At 38.7% G+C, this 15,999-nt stretch carries 13 protein-coding genes; all 13 read right to left on the reverse strand.

Going from position 1 to position 15,999, the window contains the following annotated elements; genetic code table 11:
- Positions 1-55: 55 nt before the first annotated feature.
- Positions 56-781, reverse strand: coding sequence for an elongation factor P 5-aminopentanone reductase (gene ymfI / locus ACLHDF_RS04910; RefSeq protein WP_413917860.1), 726 nt, complete (start codon positions 779-781; stop codon positions 56-58).
- A gap of 63 nt (positions 782-844) precedes the next feature.
- A complete protein-coding gene (gene yfmH / locus ACLHDF_RS04915; protein WP_025750276.1) occupies positions 845-2,128 on the reverse strand; it encodes an EF-P 5-aminopentanol modification-associated protein YfmH in 1,284 nt (427 codons plus the stop codon).
- Entirely contained in the window at positions 2,115-3,410 is a 1,296-nt protein-coding gene (yfmF, locus tag ACLHDF_RS04920) for an EF-P 5-aminopentanol modification-associated protein YfmF (protein ID WP_413917861.1), read from the reverse strand. The genes yfmH and yfmF overlap by 14 nt, the downstream gene beginning before the upstream one ends.
- A 257-nt stretch (positions 3,411-3,667) precedes the next feature.
- Positions 3,668-4,627, reverse strand: coding sequence for an ABC transporter permease (locus ACLHDF_RS04925; protein WP_413917862.1), 960 nt, complete (start codon positions 4,625-4,627; stop codon positions 3,668-3,670).
- Entirely contained in the window at positions 4,624-5,685 is a 1,062-nt protein-coding gene (locus ACLHDF_RS04930; RefSeq protein ID WP_413917863.1) for an ABC transporter permease, read from the reverse strand. The genes ACLHDF_RS04925 and ACLHDF_RS04930 overlap by 4 nt, the downstream gene beginning before the upstream one ends.
- Complete coding sequence (locus tag ACLHDF_RS04935) at positions 5,682-7,211, reverse strand: ABC transporter ATP-binding protein (protein WP_413917864.1); 1,530 nt, start codon at positions 7,209-7,211, stop codon at positions 5,682-5,684. Before ACLHDF_RS04935 ends, ACLHDF_RS04930 begins: the two co-directional genes overlap by 4 nt.
- 119 nt (positions 7,212-7,330) lie before the next feature.
- Positions 7,331-8,419 (reverse strand): BMP family lipoprotein, encoded by a 1,089-nt coding sequence (locus ACLHDF_RS04940; protein WP_413917865.1) that lies wholly within the window; start codon positions 8,417-8,419, stop codon positions 7,331-7,333.
- Positions 8,420-8,553: 134 nt separating this feature from the next.
- Complete coding sequence (locus ACLHDF_RS04945; RefSeq protein ID WP_413917866.1) at positions 8,554-9,279, reverse strand: GntR family transcriptional regulator; 726 nt, start codon at positions 9,277-9,279, stop codon at positions 8,554-8,556.
- Positions 9,280-9,636: 357 nt separating this feature from the next.
- The gene (locus tag ACLHDF_RS04950; protein WP_413917867.1) at positions 9,637-11,994 is read right to left on the reverse strand and encodes a DNA translocase FtsK; all 2,358 of its coding nucleotides are present in this window, start codon (positions 11,992-11,994) and stop codon (positions 9,637-9,639) included.
- 138 nt (positions 11,995-12,132) lie between these two features.
- Positions 12,133-12,342 (reverse strand): YlzJ-like family protein, encoded by a 210-nt coding sequence (locus ACLHDF_RS04955; RefSeq protein WP_413917868.1) that lies wholly within the window; start codon positions 12,340-12,342, stop codon positions 12,133-12,135.
- Positions 12,339-13,091 (reverse strand): ClpP family protease, encoded by a 753-nt coding sequence (locus ACLHDF_RS04960; protein ID WP_413917869.1) that lies wholly within the window; start codon positions 13,089-13,091, stop codon positions 12,339-12,341. The genes ACLHDF_RS04955 and ACLHDF_RS04960 overlap by 4 nt, the downstream gene beginning before the upstream one ends.
- 105 nt (positions 13,092-13,196) lie before the next feature.
- Entirely contained in the window at positions 13,197-14,864 is a 1,668-nt protein-coding gene (locus ACLHDF_RS04965; protein ID WP_413917870.1) for a ribonuclease J, read from the reverse strand.
- 190 nt (positions 14,865-15,054) lie between these two features.
- Positions 15,055-15,927, reverse strand: coding sequence for a 4-hydroxy-tetrahydrodipicolinate synthase (dapA, locus tag ACLHDF_RS04970; RefSeq protein WP_413917871.1), 873 nt, complete (start codon positions 15,925-15,927; stop codon positions 15,055-15,057).
- Positions 15,928-15,999: the final 72 nt, after the last annotated feature.

The raw sequence follows: 15,999 nt of genomic DNA on the forward strand, positions 1-15,999 counted from the left end.
CCTTAAGGTTTATTCATATCATAGTTTGTACCTTGTTTTTAATTTTATGCACACTTTATGTGTACCAGCCTCCATTAACTGATAATATTTGTCCCGTTATGTACGAAGCATGTGAAGATATTAAATATGACACCGCATCTGCCACTTCTTTTGGATTCCCCATCCTTCCTAAAGGGATATCTTCAGCCAGCTCTTCAATTTCTTCTTTTGAATAGCTGGCCATCATATCCGTTTCAATCGCTCCAGGCGCAACTCCATTAACTCGAATTCCACTTAGTGCAACCTCTTTTGCCAAAGCTTTTACAAACGTATTTTGTGCACCTTTTACCATTGAATAAAGAACTTCAAACGAAGCTCCTGTAAGTCCCCAAATGGAAGAAATCATGATAATTTCTCCACTCTTAGCGCTAATCATTTTAGGCAATAAAGCTTTTGTAATGAGAAAGGGAGCCGTGACGTGAAGATAGATCATTTCTTCGGTTTCTTTTGCCGGAGTATCTGTCATTAACCCGCTAACACTTCGTCCGCTGTTATGAATAATAACGTCTACAGGAACAATAATTTCGTTTAAAAACTTCTCCACTCCCTCTTTACATGATAAATCCGCCTGTACCGTAAAAACGGTTTTTACCCTTTCAGCCAGCTCATGTGCAAGCGCCTCTATTTTGTCTCTTTGTTGATGATAGTGCAAAATAAGTGAATATCCATCCTCAGCCAACTTTTTAGCAATGGCTGTGCCAATCCCTCCGCTTGCACCTGTCACAAGGGCAAATTTCTCCATAGCCTTCTCTCCTTTACATGCAAAAAAGCTGATGAACATCAGCTTTTTTGGCAGCAATCATCTTTATTTAGGTACTACTTCACAAACCGTAAAGTTCTTTTCATCGATAATTTCGTTTAGCACATCTTTTATTTCGTTCACCTTCAGCTTTTCTAGCGTTTCAACGATATCAAATAAATTCATATCATTAAATGCATAGCGTGTAAACTGATTAGCGATAAACTCAGGTGAGTTTAATGAACGTAAAAATCCACCGATTTTCTTTTTACGGATACGCTCAAGTTCCTCTTCTGTCAGCGATTTTGTTTTCATTTCAAGTAAAATTTGTTTAACTCGATCATAAAGCTGTTCCGGTTGGTCCGTATCTCCTCCGATAAGAGCAAAACCAAATCCTCTTTCCTCCGTATAATCATAAGCAAACGTTTCATCAATGAGTCCGTCTGCGTATAATTCCTCATAGTACGAAGAGCTTTTTCCAAATGCGTAATCCAAGATAATGTTCATTGCTAACTCATATTTAAGCATTTCTCCGCCTGAACGCTGCGGATTTTTTGCTTTTAAACCCACCATACATTTAGAAGACTGCACCGGCATTTTTAATACTTGTTTTTCTTGATCCACCGTTTCAGGCTCTTCGTCAAAATGACGCTGTATGTCCGAGATTTCTTTATAATCTTTTTTCTGCTGGTTGTCTCGAACTTGCTTCATCACTTTTTCCGCATCAACAGGACCTACAATGAACAACAGCATGTTGCTTGGATGATAGAACGTTTCATAGCATGTGTACAGCAAATCTTTATTAATATGTGAAATCGATTCGATCGTGCCGGCAATGTCAATTTTGACAGGATGGTTTTTGTACATATTTTGAATGGTACCAAAATATAAGCGCCAGTCCGGATTATCGTCATACATCGTAATTTCTTGACCGATAATGCCTTTTTCTTTCTCTACCGTTTTTTCTGAGAAATACGGCTCTTGTACAAAGTCCACTAATGTTTCAAGGTTTTCTTCAAAATTTGACGTACAGCTGAATAAGTAGGCTGTGCGGGTAAAAGAAGTAAACGCATTGGCCGAAGCACCTTGTTTACTAAACTGCTGAAAGACATCTCCGTCTTCTTTTTCAAATAATTTATGCTCTAAAAAGTGTGCGATTCCATCTGGAACTTTTGTCATTTCATTTTCGTTTAGTGGCACAAATTGATTATCAATCGATCCGTAGTTCGTTGTAAAGGTAGCAAACGTTTTGTTAAACTCTGGCTTTGGCAAAATGTATACTTGCAGCCCATTATCCATTTTTTCATGATATAGCTGTTCCTGAAGCTGCGAAAATTCAATTTTCTCCATTTTCTTCACCGCCCGTTCCTGTTAAGAAATAAATTGTATCCATTTCAATTTTCTCAGCCACTTTAATAATTTCCTGCTTAGATACGGCATCAATATGCTTTAAATATTCGTCAATTGAAATGTCTTTGCCTGTTAATTCATTATGATACATGACCTCTACTAGCCCTCGCGGAGTATCCACCGTTTCAAGCAGCTGATTGTGAATGACCGCTTTTGTTTGAGCAATTTCGCCGTCTGTAAACGACCCTTGCTTCATTTCCTGCATTTGTTCTTTAATAATGGTAACGGCTTGACCGTAATTTTTAGCATCAATACCAGACATGACCATTAGTAATCCCTTATGACTTTCTACCCTCGAAGCGGCATAATAAGCTAAGCTTGCTTTTTCACGCACGTTGATAAATAGCTTAGAGTGTGAGAAACCTCCGAATATACCGTTAAATACTTGCAGAGCAAAATACTGTCTATCTCCATATACAACATTTGTGCGGTAGCCAATATTTAATTTTCCTTGTTTTACTTCTTGTTTTTCCACCACTTCATTTACTTTTGAGATATCTTTAGACGTAATAGAATCTTCAATGTCTTTTTGCTCACGCTTTGGTAAAGTAAATGTTTCTTTGACTGTTTGTAAAACCTCTTCGACTTGCAAATCACCAATTGCATAAAGGTGGATGGCGTCTTCTTTTAATACCTGCTTATAATAAGTATACAAACTTTCACCTGTAATTTCTTCCACGTCATCAATTTGACCGTTTACATGCAAAGAATAAGGTTCTTCTTTACACATTTCTTCGACTAACCTTAAATTAGCATAGCGCATTTTATCATCAAATACGGCTTGAATTCGCTGACGAAGCGAACGCTTTTCTTTTGTCATAATATCGGTTAAAAAGGCATTTCCTTCAACTGCTGGCTTTAATAAAATATCGCCAAGAAGCGCTAACGCTTTTTGCAAAAGCGGAGTTGAATCTTTCAAATATTTTTCATTCGCAATATCAATGCGAATCGTAATATCGTGGTTATCACCTTTTTTTGTTAAGTCTACTTGTAAAGTAGCACCATATAGCTCATCTAAATATGTACGAAGCTTTGTCGTAGACGGCAGCGACTCGGTAGCGCTTTGAAGCACATAAGGTAAAAGGGCACGCATTGTCACCGTTTTCTTATCTAAAGGGGCATTTAGTTTTAAAATGAACGTGTTTGTTTTGTACTTAGCTGTTTGAATGGTGTGAACAGTCAATCCTTCTAGTTCATGTTTTTGTTCAGTCAATAATTTCATATATAAACCTCCTTTTAAATTTTGATGTATTAACTAGACAATACTTCTATTTTGAATCTTTAACGCTAATTTTAGTCTTGTAACCACTATATCGAATTCAAGGAAACATTTTCAAGTAACTTGCCGTTTGCTTCCTAATTTCTTTTCATATTCTTTCTCTCAATGAAAAAAGGCGGAGAAAAGAATACCATCTCTTTGTCCCCACCTTCTATATTTATCCAACTTTAGTCATTGTTAGACCTCGTATAAAGGATTTATTAACGCCGGCCTTTTTCATAAGGAACGCCCAGTGCTTTAGGAGCCTCAGCACGTCCTACAAAACCAGTAAGTGCTAAGATCGTTAATACGTACGGGGCAATGGTTAAAAGGACGGATGGAATATCTTGAACAAGTGGAATCTGAGCTCCCGTGATGCTCAAAGACTGTGCTAATCCGAAAAACATTGCTGCACCTAAAGCACCAATAGGATGCCACTTTCCAAAAATCATAGCCGCAATAGCCAGGAAGCCTTGTCCAGCGATCGTTCCAGCTGCAAAATTTGTAGCGATAGACGTGGCATAGACCGCTCCGCCGATTCCAGCGAACATACCGGAAATCATAACGCCAACGTAACGCATTCTCACGACTTTAATCCCCATCGTGTCCGCTGCCATTGGGTGTTCACCAACTGAACGAAGACGCAGTCCAAACGGCGTTTTATAAATGATGTACCATACAACAAAAGCTAACGCAATTGCGATATAAGACGTAACAGGAACATTCGAAAACAAAATTTCACCGATTATTGGAACGTCTGACAAACCTGGAATCGATACTTTATCGATACGAAATTGGATAAAATCTGTTTGCCCTTTTCCAAAAATCTTTTTAATTAAGAAGATTGAAAGACCCGCAGCTAGAAAATTCAGCGCTACACCACTTACAGTTTGATCTGCTTTTAATGTAATGCTTGCAACAGCATGAATCAGCGAGAACACAGCGCAAACAACAGCCGCAATTAATATCGCTACCCACGGGGCCCAAGCACCTAATGAATCCTGAAGTAAAAGGGTTGAAACAATACCTGTGAATGCTCCAAACATCATCAGCCCTTCTAGCCCGATGTTTACGACACCGGAACGTTCACTGAATATCCCTCCGAGCGCAGTAAAGATAAGCGGTGCAGCTGAATAAAGCGCCGCTGGAATAATAATGGCTAACACCTCTAAGAAGTTCATTTTGTTCCCCCCTTGCCTGCACGGCCAAGCACCCAGCGAATTAAATAACTAGATGCAACAAAAAAGATAATAAGCGCAATGACAATTTGAATTAATTCAGACGGTACGCCTGTCATAAAGTTCATTTGAGGAGCAGCGGTTTGCATTCCTCCGAAAAAGAATGAAGCTAATAAAATACCAATCGCGCTGTTAGCTCCTAAAAGAGCTACGGCGATACCGTCAAATCCCGTACCTGTAAAAGCTGTGAATGTACCCATATACTGAAATGTTCCCAGCCCTTCCATCGCCCCCGCAAGCCCGGCAAACGCTCCTGAAATAGCCATGGACAATACAATATTTCGACCTACATTCATTCCTGCATACTGTGACGCATGTTGATTAAAACCAACAGCTCTCAGCTCAAAGCCCTTAGCTGTTTTATTTAAAATAAACCACATCACGACGGCTGCTGCGATGGTAATAAGAATTCCGTAATGAAGGCGAGAGTTATTGGTTAACTGCGCTAAAAAGCTAGATGCTAAAGATGCCGATTCTTTAATATCATACGATTTTTCATTCCCCGCATATAAATACGTACGGATTAAGCTGCTCGTGGTGTAAAGAGCAATGTAGTTCATCATAATGGACACAATTACTTCATGAACATGAAACTTTGCTTTTAAAAAGCCTGGAATAAACGCCCAAACGGCTCCGGCTACAGCTGCTGCTAGTACGGCTAAAGGAATATGAATAACTGCTGGTAAATCAAACGCATACCCAACCCATACTGAAGCCAACCAGCCAACTAAAAGCTGTCCTTCTACTCCAATGTTAAAGAGACCGGTTTTATAAGCAAATGCAACCGCGATACCGGCAAGAGCAAGAGGCGTCATGGCGCGAATAGTTTCTCCAATCGCTTTTGGTGTTCCAAACATCCCGTCAAAAAGAGATTGATAGCCAAGCATTGGGTCATAGCCGCCTAGTAGCATAATAACCGCTCCCGCAATAAGCCCTAATATGGCCGATATAACAGGAATCAAAATCATCATTACACGCTCATTTTTCACAAGTTTATTCATGCTGTTCCACCCGCTTTCTCACGCGTACCGCCGGCCATTAATAAGCCTAACTCTTGTTCATTCGTTTCTTTTGGATTTACGATGTCGACTATTTTCCCTTCATAAATAACCGCAATGCGATCGCTTAGATTTATCACTTCATCTAGCTCTAGCGAAACAAGCAGCACCGCTCGTCCTTTATCTCGTTCTTCAATCAATTTTTTATGAATAAATTCGATTGCACCTACATCCAACCCCCTCGTTGGCTGAGCTGCAATTAATAGTTCCGGACTGCGGTCTACTTCACGAGCAATAATAGCCTTTTGCTGATTTCCACCCGATAGCGATCGCGCTTGCGTATATTCACTAGGCGTTCGCACATCATATTCTGCAATTAACTCTTTTGCTTTTTTGTACATCTCTTTATAATTCAAAATACCTGATTTAGACATCGGCTTTTGATAATACGTTTGAAGACCAATATTTTCACCAATCGTATAATCTAATACTAGCCCGTGCTTATGACGATCCTGCGGAATATGTCCTACTCCTGACTCCGTAATTTTACGAGTTGATAACGTAGACAGTTCTTGATTTTTTAATGTGATTGAGCCCGACTTTATTTTTCTTAGACCTGTAATTGCCTCAATCAGCTCTGTTTGACCATTTCCATCTACACCCGCGATGCCTACAATTTCGCCTGCTCGAACGCTTAGGTCTAGTGAACTTACAGCCTCTACTCCTCGGCTGTCTTCTACTACTAATTCTTTTATTGTTAACACAGCTTCTTTTGGAGTCGCTGTTTTCTTTTCAGTTTTAAAATGCACTTCTCTTCCTACCATCAAAGCAGCAAGTTCATCAGGATTGGTCTCTTGCACATCTACAGTGCCAATCCCGACACCTTTTCGAATAATTGTACAGCGGTCACATACAGACATAATTTCCTTTAATTTGTGCGTAATTAAAATAATTGACTTTCCTTCATGAATGAGTTTTTTCATAATTTGAATTAATTCAGTAATTTCCTGAGGAGTTAACGCAGCAGTAGGTTCATCAAAGATAAGAATATCGGCTCCTCTGTATAGCGTCTTTAAGATTTCCACTCGCTGCTGCATGCCAACTGAGATGTCTTGAATCCTTGCATATGGATCTACTGATAATCCATATTGATTTGAAAGTTCTTGAATATCTTGAGCTGCTTTTTTAATATTGATTTTACCCGTTCGCGTCGGTTCGATTCCAAGAATAATATTTTCTGTTACTGTAAAGTTTTGAACAAGCATAAAATGTTGATGAACCATACCAATTCCTAAGTCATTCGCTACGTTAGGATCAGTGATTTTCACTTCTTGGCCGTTTACGCGAATCTGTCCTTTTTCAGGCTGATAAAGTCCAAATAAGACGTTCATCAGCGTTGATTTACCCGCTCCATTTTCTCCTAACAAAGCATGAATTTCTCCCTTTATCACTTGGAGTGTAATATTGTCATTAGCAACAATACCAGGAAACTCTTTGCGAATATCTAGCATTTCAATAACGTATTCCACTGCTTTCACTCCCTATTTCTGCGTGCTACACACTTCTGTCTTCCGTTTTTTGGCTATGAAAAAGGCTAGTTTTCACTAGCCTTTTATACTCATATATTCATTGCTTAACAGATATTAGCTTATTTTTTAAGCGTTTTTTCAAACTCTTTAAATTCCTTATCCGTTTGAGGCACTGTAATGTCACCGTCTAGAATTTTTTGCTTATACTCATCAACTGCTTTTAACGCATCTTTGCTTACATTATCTTGGGATGGAGCAATCCCTATTCCGTCTTCTTTTAAGCCAAACACAACTTCTTTACCATCCGGGAATTTGTCGTCCATTGCTTTTTTTGCAACATCTTCTACAGCCAAGTCAACACGTTTAACCATCGAAGTCAACGTTACGTTTTCAGGCATACCTTCTTCATGCTGATCGCGATCAACTCCAATTACCCAAACCTTTTTGTCTTTACCGCCTTTTGAACGGTTTTTAGCTTCTGTAAATACGCCGTTTCCAGTACCGCCAGCCGCTTGGTAAATAATATCAGCGCCTTTGCTGTAAATGGTAGAAGCGATAGCTGACCCTTTTTCTGGAGAGTTAAAGCTTTCTGCATATTGAGAGATAACTTCAGCATCTGGGTTTACAGATTTAACACCTGCTTTAAATCCATTTTCAAACTTTTTGATTAATGGAGATTCAACACCTCCGATAAATCCGATTTTGTTCGTTTTCGTTTGTTTAGCTGCCACTACACCTACTAAGAAAGAGCCTTGTTCTTCTTTAAATAGAATGCTTGCCACGTTATCTAAGTTCTCTGACTTTAGCGTATCGTCTACTAGTGCAAAGTTAGCATCTGGATACTGTTTAGCTGCTTTTTTAATATCTTCTTTTAATAAAAAGCCAATTCCGTACGTTAGGTTGTAGCCACTTTCAGCAAATTTAGAAAGATTACTCTCGTATTCAGATGCTTTTGTAGACTGTAAGTACTTATATCCAGTCCCTTCATCAAGTCCGTTATCTTTCCCAAACTTTGTAATACCTTCCCAAGCAGATTGGTTAAACGATTTATCATCTACCCCACCCGTATCTGTTACCATCCCCACTTTAAAATCCGCCGCTTTTTTATCTCCGCCGCTCTTACCTGCGTCGTCTGATCCACACGCGCTCAAAAGTGTTCCTGCAGCCAATACTAGTGATAATGCAAGTCCCGTTTTACGTTTTAACATGTTTTAACCCCCTGAATAGTTTTAAAAGTATAAAGCAAATTTTCTATTTCGTCCTTGTGACCTACAATTGACACCTCCTTAAAAGGACAATGTTAAACAGTTGTAAATTTTCTGACATTTAATCACAAAAAAAACTAGACGCGTTTACGCAGTACTTGGAAACTAAATTGATCTGCTTTGAAATAATTGATGGAATATAAAATGGGTTCATCATATTGGTCATAATGCATTTGTTTCAGCACAAGCAACGCAGTTTCAGGCTCGCATTGTAAAATGGGAGAAACTTTTTCATGATAGCCTAGAGGCTCAATGTTTGCCACTGCGTATGAGATATGCTTTCCTGCTTGCTTTTCAAGAATTTCTAACAAAGACTCTTGTTTATATTCGAAATTTTCAGGCAATATTTTCTGAGGAACCTTGTCCATACAGTATACAACCGGCTCTCCATTTGCCGTTCTTACCCGTTCAACAAATAAAATCTGTTCATCTTCCTCGCAAGCAAAACGTGTTAAATCATTTTCAGACAGATCTTGTATTTGAGAAGATAAAAAGATTGTTCCTGCCTTCATACCGGCTTGTTCAATCATATGTGTTATACTATTTAATTGCTCAATCCCTGACAAAAAAGTAGGCTTCGTGTTGACAAATGTTCCCACGCCGTGTCTGCGAACAATAATATTCTCTTCTTCTAATATGCGAAGCGCCTCACGTAGCGTTGCGCGGCTAACCCCTAGCTGCTTTGATAAATCAAACTCTGAAGGGAGTCTTTCCTTTTCTTTAAAAATTCCTTTTTCTATATTTTGTTTAATTTCATCAATCACTTGTAAATACAAGTGCCGGTTATCCGCACGTATAGACATTACTCTTCCTCCATATTAAAAAGTCATCAGACCTCTGATGTTTGACTACTTAATCGAAAATAATATATCATTTTTCGACAGATAAATAAATAGGTTATATTAATTTTTCGTTAAAATTTTTAATATTTTTTTAAAAAAGTGAATTTTTGTTATTTTTTAATGTCAGCATATCTAACAACCTGCTTTTCTTCTAATAATAGATAAAAACCAAACATTTTAGCCGTTTATTTTTTAAATATTCGTTTTTATTTCATTTATTTAGCATGACATATTTTTGTATAATACCATTCTTCCTCTCTCTCGTTTCATAAAAAAGATGACTTGCATATGTGCAAGTCATCTTTTTTATCAAAATTATTAAGATCCAACATCTTCATTTTGCTGAGAAATCAGCACCGAGCGCGGCTTACTTCCTTCATACGGTCCAACCACTCCACGCTCTTCCATCGCATCGATTAAGCGTGCAGCCCGGTTATAGCCAATTCGAAAGCGTCGCTGCAGCATAGAGACAGAAGCTGTTTGCATTTCTGCTACAAGCTGAACCGCTTCGTCGTATAGCTCATCTGCAAAATCATCGACTTGTTCAGGGGCATCTGTTGGAATCATTTCTTCTTGATACTGTGCTTTTTGTTGTGCAATAACAAAATCAACAATCTCTTCTACTTCTTCATCTGATAAAAAGGCACCTTGCACTCGCACAGGTTTTGAAGCTCCGACAGGCATGAACAGCATATCTCCTCTTCCTAGAAGCTTCTCTGCCCCTCCCATATCTAAGATCGTACGAGAGTCAGTTTGTGAAGATACACTGAAAGCGATTCGGGAAGGAATGTTTGCTTTAATAACTCCGGTAATAACATCTACTGATGGTCTTTGTGTAGCAATAATCAAATGGATGCCTGCAGCACGAGCCATTTGAGCAAGACGTGTGATTGAATCTTCGACGTCAGATGAAGCAACCATCATCAAGTCAGCCAACTCATCGACAATCACCACAATATAAGGAAGAGTCGGCTGTTTTGCATCCGCGTTTCCATCATCATTCATACGCTTTACTAAATCGTTATATCCTTCAATGTTTCTCGTTCCGCTGTGTGAAAACAGCTCGTACCGTCGCTCCATTTCACTTACAACTTTCTTTAATGCTTGAGAAGCTTTTTTCGGATCTGTTACAACAGGAGCCAATAAATGAGGAATACCATTGTACATATTCAACTCAACCATTTTAGGGTCGATCATCATTAATTTTACTTCATGAGGCTTTGTTCTCATTAAAATACTAATGATAATACCGTTGATACACACACTTTTTCCGCTTCCTGTTGCTCCTGCTACAAGCATATGCGGCATTTTATTAAGCTCTGCAAGCACAGCTTCCCCTGAAATATCTCGTCCTAAACCAACTAATAGCTTTTTATCTGGTCGGTTATTTTCAGTTGCTTCAAGTACTTCTCTAAGTGAAACCATCGCTACTTCTTCGTTCGGCACTTCAATTCCTACTGCTGATTTCCCAGGAATTGGCGCTTCAATCCGAATATCTTTAGCAGCTAATGCAAGTGCTAGATCATCACTTAAATTGACAATCTTACTTACTTTTACTCCTACATCAGGGTATACTTCATACTTTGTAACAGCTGGTCCAAGGTGAACCTTTGCCACTTTTGCTTTTACGCCGAAACTTTGAAATGTTTTTTCAAGTTTTTCGGCATTTTTATAAATGTTTTTATGCTCTTTTGCCTGGTTACTTTTCTTTGGCATCGTTAATAACTTGATAGGAGGAAGCTCATACTCTTTATTTTCTGTTTCAGTAAATGTAATCATAGGAGCTCTTTCTTCCTCTTGTTCCTTTTGCGGCCTTGGCTGTTGCGGTGCAGCAGCTACATGCTTCGATTCTGTAACCGGCGGCATGGGAGCTACAGGAGCTGCAGGAGACTGACTAGACTCTTCTTCTCCATAATCAAAGTGTTCAATAATTGGAGGCAAAGGTGCTTCTACTTCTATTTCCACGCTTGCTTCAGGTTCTTGAACCGTTTTTTCTTGACGTCTCTTTTTGGTTGTTTTAGGGGCTTTTTTCTTCTTATGTTTCCACGTCTGAATATCTTGCCAGCCTTCTTTTAGCTCTGTTGTTAAAAAATTCACTAGAGGAGACAGAAGTTTTAATACCGTTTCGTGAAGCGAACGTCCGGTAATGAGTAGTACCCCAATCACAATAAGCAAGGCAGCGATAAGTTCTGTTCCTAAGCTATCAAATAGATAGTAGAACATGGCAAACATAATGGCCCCAATCATACCTCCGCCTAAATCACTGTGATTCGATTGGCCCGTCGCTTCGAGCATATACAAATCCCACGTATTCATAATGACAGATGGGTCTGTAAACGTTCCATTTTTCGATAAATTTTCGAATAACGTCACATGACTAAAAAGTAAAATAGATAAAATAATGAGATATGTACCGATAAGCTGCCGTGTCACTAAAGGCGGCATTTCTCTTTTCCAAATAATATAAACAGATAGGACAACCATTCCAATTAAACACAGCATATACCACTCGCCAATAAATAAGCGGACCACTAGCACAAGAGCCTGTCCTACAGCACCGAGTCCTGCCATGGCAATTAACGTTAACGCTAATAAAAATAAGCCAATGAGCTCAAAGCGTAATATGCGTTTCCATTCATCCTTTTTTATTTGACCTCTTCGTTTTTTCTTTGCCATTTTTCCACTCCAATCAACGTCCAAAACCCTATGTTGATTTTGTTTCCTTTATCAGTTGAATAAAAAAGCAGCCAATACAGCGGCTGCCTTCTTCGTTATATTCATTATACCATATTCACCATAATTATACTGAAATCCTTACGACAAAATTTGACCAGGATAATAATTTTCGTTCAAATAATCTTGAGGATTCGTGCTTAAAACCCTCACAATTTGCTGTTGCTTTTGGTCATTTTCTTCAACAATAACCGGGATTCCATTATGGTTAATAAGTTTTGGCTGAGACTGTTCTTGATGATAAGACTGCTGAAAAATCAGTTCTTGCGGCATCATTGTATACAAAATCATTGCAGCAGCTGCTCCTCATTCTGACGTCCTTGCTCAATCAGTTCGTTTAATTTTTTAATCGCTTGAGCAACTCCGCCTACTTCATTAATTAACCCGTATGAAACAGCATCTCCGCCAACTACATTTGTTCCGATATCACGCGTTAAGTTCCCTTTTGAAAACATAAGTTCTTTAAACTTTTCTTCTGAAATATGAGAGTGTTCTGTCACAAAGTTAATAACACGCTCTTGCATTTTATCTAAGTATTCGAATGTTTGCGGCACACCGATAACAAGACCTGTTAAGCGAATAGGATGAATGGTCATAGTCGCTGTACCGGCAATATATGAATAATCGGTTGAAACCGCAATCGGAACACCAATTGAATGTCCCCCTCCTAATACAATGGACACAGAAGGCTTTGATAACGAAGCAATCATTTCAGCAATAGCAAGACCAGCTTCTACATCTCCACCTACCGTATTCAAAATAATAAGCAATCCTTCAATTTTTGGATTTTGTTCGATCGCCACAATTTGCGGGATGACATGCTCGTATTTTGTCGTTTTGTTTTGAGGAGGCAGCTGCATGTGCCCTTCAATTTGTCCTACAATCGTTAAACAGTGAATATTAGAATCCTGAGGAAGCTGAGCCACATTGGTCTGTCCTAATTGTTGAATTTTATCTAATATTCCGCCCTTGCTTTCTTCATTTTTATCAGGCTGCTGAGGCGCTTCATCAGAATGTATTCTTTCGTTATTTTCAAACATATTCTAGCTCCTTTCACTTATTGATAGTAGTAGTATGAGCTTCTCACAGTTATTACATCCGCATCAGCTGCAAATAAAAAGCCTTCCCAACGGGAAGGCTTAACATTAGATTTCCATAATAATCGGTAAAATCATCGGTTTACGACGGGTTTTTTCATATAAAAATTGATTCAAACTTTCTCTCATTTTTAATTTCAATGAAGACCATTCAATCACTTTGTCTTCCATACACTTTTCTAAAATTTGCTGAACAATCTTTGTTGCTTCTTCTAAAAGTTTTTCTGATTCTCTTACATAGACGAATCCTCGAGAAATGATTTCTGGCCCTGCTACTACTGTTTTTTGACGTTTATTAATCGTAACTACTACCGTTAAGATTCCATCCTGTGACAGCAGTCTCCGATCTCTAAGAACGATATTTCCAATATCACCGACGCCTAGTCCATCAATTAACGTATTCCCTGCTTGAATAGAACCGCTAGGGTACATACGAGCATTCTTAAATTCAACTCGCTCGCCTTTTTCAAGCAAACAAATGTGATCTTCTGGTATTCCTAATTGACCGGCCAACTTTGCATAAGCTTTTTGTTTTCGATATTCTCCATTTACAGGCATGACATATTTCGGTTTTGTTAAGTTAATCATGAATTTTAATTCTTCTTGACTGCCGTGTCCGGAAGCCTGCACTTTTTTCTGTGCAAACACTACGCTTGCTCCCAAACGAAAGATCACGTCAATTGTCTTTGAGAAGGTCGTTTCATGAGACGCCATAGGCGTAGCAGCCAGCAAGACCGTATCATCTTGTTTGATTTGAATAAATTTATGAGACTGTTTAGCCATTCGAGTAAGGCCTAAAATTGGCTCTCCGTGATGGCCTGTTGTTAAAATAACTGTTTCTTGCTGTGGAAGATCTTTTAGCTTCTGCACAGGCACAATTAAATCTTCAGGCAGCTGCAAATGTCCAAGTGCTGCTGCAATATCAATGATTTTCAGCATGCTTTTTTCCATAACAATCACTTTGCGTCCGTGTTGATATGCAGCATGAATAATTTGCTGAATACGGTGCAGATTAGAACTGTATGCAGCAACAATGATTCGACCTTTGCTATTATAAAAAGCCTCGGTAATATTTTGTCCGATGACTGCTTCAGAAACTGTATAGCCAGGTTTGTCCGCGTTTGTACTGTCTGAAAGCAAACACAGGACGCCTTTTTCCCCAATAGCAGCCATTTTTCCAATGTCAGCGCTTTGAATGCTGACTGAATTTTGATCAAACTTAAAATCCCCCGTATACACAATTGCACCTTGATTTGTTTGTAAACAAATGCCAACTGAATCTTGGATACTGTGCTGTGTTCTAAAAAATGAAATATCCACTCCTTCAAATGATAAAATCGTTGACGAAGTGATAGGATGTAAAGCTGCATATTTTTTAATTCCATACTCTTTTAACTTTTCTTTGATAAGTGCTAGCGTTAATTCTGTACCATATACAGGCACGTCTAATTTTTGAAGTATAAAGGGAATAGCGCCAATTTGCTCTTCATGTCCATGAGTAACAAATATGCCTTTTACGTTCTGCTGATTTTCTACTAAATACGTAATGTCCGGAATCACAATATCAATTCCTAACATTTCCCCTCCCGGAAACTTTGATCCTGCATCTAACACATATATGTTTTCAGTGATTTCCACCACATACATGTTTTTTCCAAGTTCTCCGACTCCACCCAAGGCTGAAATTTTAATATTTTCTGTCTTTTCTAATACCATAAGCTCCTCCTACTTACTTTCACCCGTACAATTTCATTTGCTTACATTATAACTGAAGTAAGAATTGGAATACAAGAAATTTCATTCGTCTATTTCCTTCATCCGCTCTTCTATTACCCTATAAGCAAAAAACGTCTCTTCATTGACTCGTATATACGGTCAATGAAGAGACGTTCGATAGGAAACATGCTTATAGCGTATTTAATGTGCTGACTAACGTTTGACGTTCTTCTTCCGTTAACGGAACTAAAGGTAATCGCACTGATCCTACGTCTAACCCCTTTAGCTGTAAAGCTGTTTTAACAGGCGTTGGACTTGGAGCGGCAAAAAGAGATTTCATAACAGGTACAATACGCTGATGAAGTTTTGCTGCTTCTTTCGGTTTTCCTGACTCATACAACTTAACCATCTCTTGCATTTCATTTCCAATAACATGAGAAGCGACAGAAATAATGCCGGTTCCTCCAATTGCTAATACCGGTAATGTCAAACCATCATCACCGCTGTATAAAGCAAAATCATCGCTTGTTTGTGCGATAATAGCTGTCATCGCGTCAAGATCTCCGCTTGCATCTTTTAACGCTACAACATTTGGAAGTTCAGCCAAGCGTACGATTGTATCAACAGACATATTAATCACAGATCGCCCTGGAATGTTGTATAACATAACAGGCAGCTCTGTACTTTCAGCAATTGTTTTAAAGTGCTGATACAGACCTTCCTGATTTGGCTTGTTATAATAAGGTGCTACAATCATAATCGCATCTACGCCGATTTCTTCCGCTTTTTTTGTTAATTCAATTGAGGCGTACGTATTGTTGCTTCCTGTACCTGCAATAACCGGTACACGGCCATCTACTACTTTTACTGAGTGGCGGAACAGTGCCAGCTTTTCTTCTGTTGAAAGCGTAGGAGATTCACCCGTTGTTCCTGCAATAACTAACGCATCCGAACCATTGCTGATTAAATAGTTAATAAGCTGCGTTGTTTTTTCAAAATCAATATTTCCTTTATGATCAAAAGGCGTTACCATCGCTGTTGCGACTTTCCCAAAATCAATCATGTTTTCACTCCTTGAAATTGCATTATCCCTATTCATATAATGAACCGTTAGCTTAGAGCTAACGGAACATGT

Source organism: Priestia megaterium (assembly GCF_046599315.1).
Lineage (GTDB): Bacteria > Bacillota > Bacilli > Bacillales > Bacillaceae_H > Priestia > Priestia megaterium_F.

Bases quoted from the DNA above. Each gene is read 5' to 3' on its own strand.
- ACLHDF_RS04950 (WP_413917867.1), bottom strand. From the start codon at position 11,994: ATGGCAAAGAAAAAACGAAGAGGTCAAATAAAAAAGGATGAATGGAAA.
- ACLHDF_RS04945 (WP_413917866.1), bottom strand. From the start codon at position 9,279: ATGTCTATACGTGCGGATAACCGGCACTTGTATTTACAAGTGATTGAT.
- ACLHDF_RS04965 (WP_413917870.1), bottom strand. From the start codon at position 14,864: ATGGTATTAGAAAAGACAGAAAATATTAAAATTTCAGCCTTGGGTGGA.
- yfmF (WP_413917861.1), bottom strand. From the start codon at position 3,410: ATGAAATTATTGACTGAACAAAAACATGAACTAGAAGGATTGACTGTT.
- ACLHDF_RS04960 (WP_413917869.1), bottom strand. From the start codon at position 13,091: ATGTTTGAAAATAACGAAAGAATACATTCTGATGAAGCGCCTCAGCAG.
- ACLHDF_RS04930 (WP_413917863.1), bottom strand. From the start codon at position 5,685: ATGAATAAACTTGTGAAAAATGAGCGTGTAATGATGATTTTGATTCCT.
- ACLHDF_RS04940 (WP_413917865.1), bottom strand. From the start codon at position 8,419: ATGTTAAAACGTAAAACGGGACTTGCATTATCACTAGTATTGGCTGCA.
- ACLHDF_RS04925 (WP_413917862.1), bottom strand. From the start codon at position 4,627: ATGAACTTCTTAGAGGTGTTAGCCATTATTATTCCAGCGGCGCTTTAT.
- ACLHDF_RS04955 (WP_413917868.1), bottom strand. From the start codon at position 12,342: ATGATTTTGTATACAATGATGCCGCAAGAACTGATTTTTCAGCAGTCT.
- yfmH (WP_025750276.1), bottom strand. From the start codon at position 2,128: ATGGAGAAAATTGAATTTTCGCAGCTTCAGGAACAGCTATATCATGAA.
- ymfI (WP_413917860.1), bottom strand. From the start codon at position 781: ATGGAGAAATTTGCCCTTGTGACAGGTGCAAGCGGAGGGATTGGCACA.
- dapA (WP_413917871.1), bottom strand. From the start codon at position 15,927: ATGATTGATTTTGGGAAAGTCGCAACAGCGATGGTAACGCCTTTTGAT.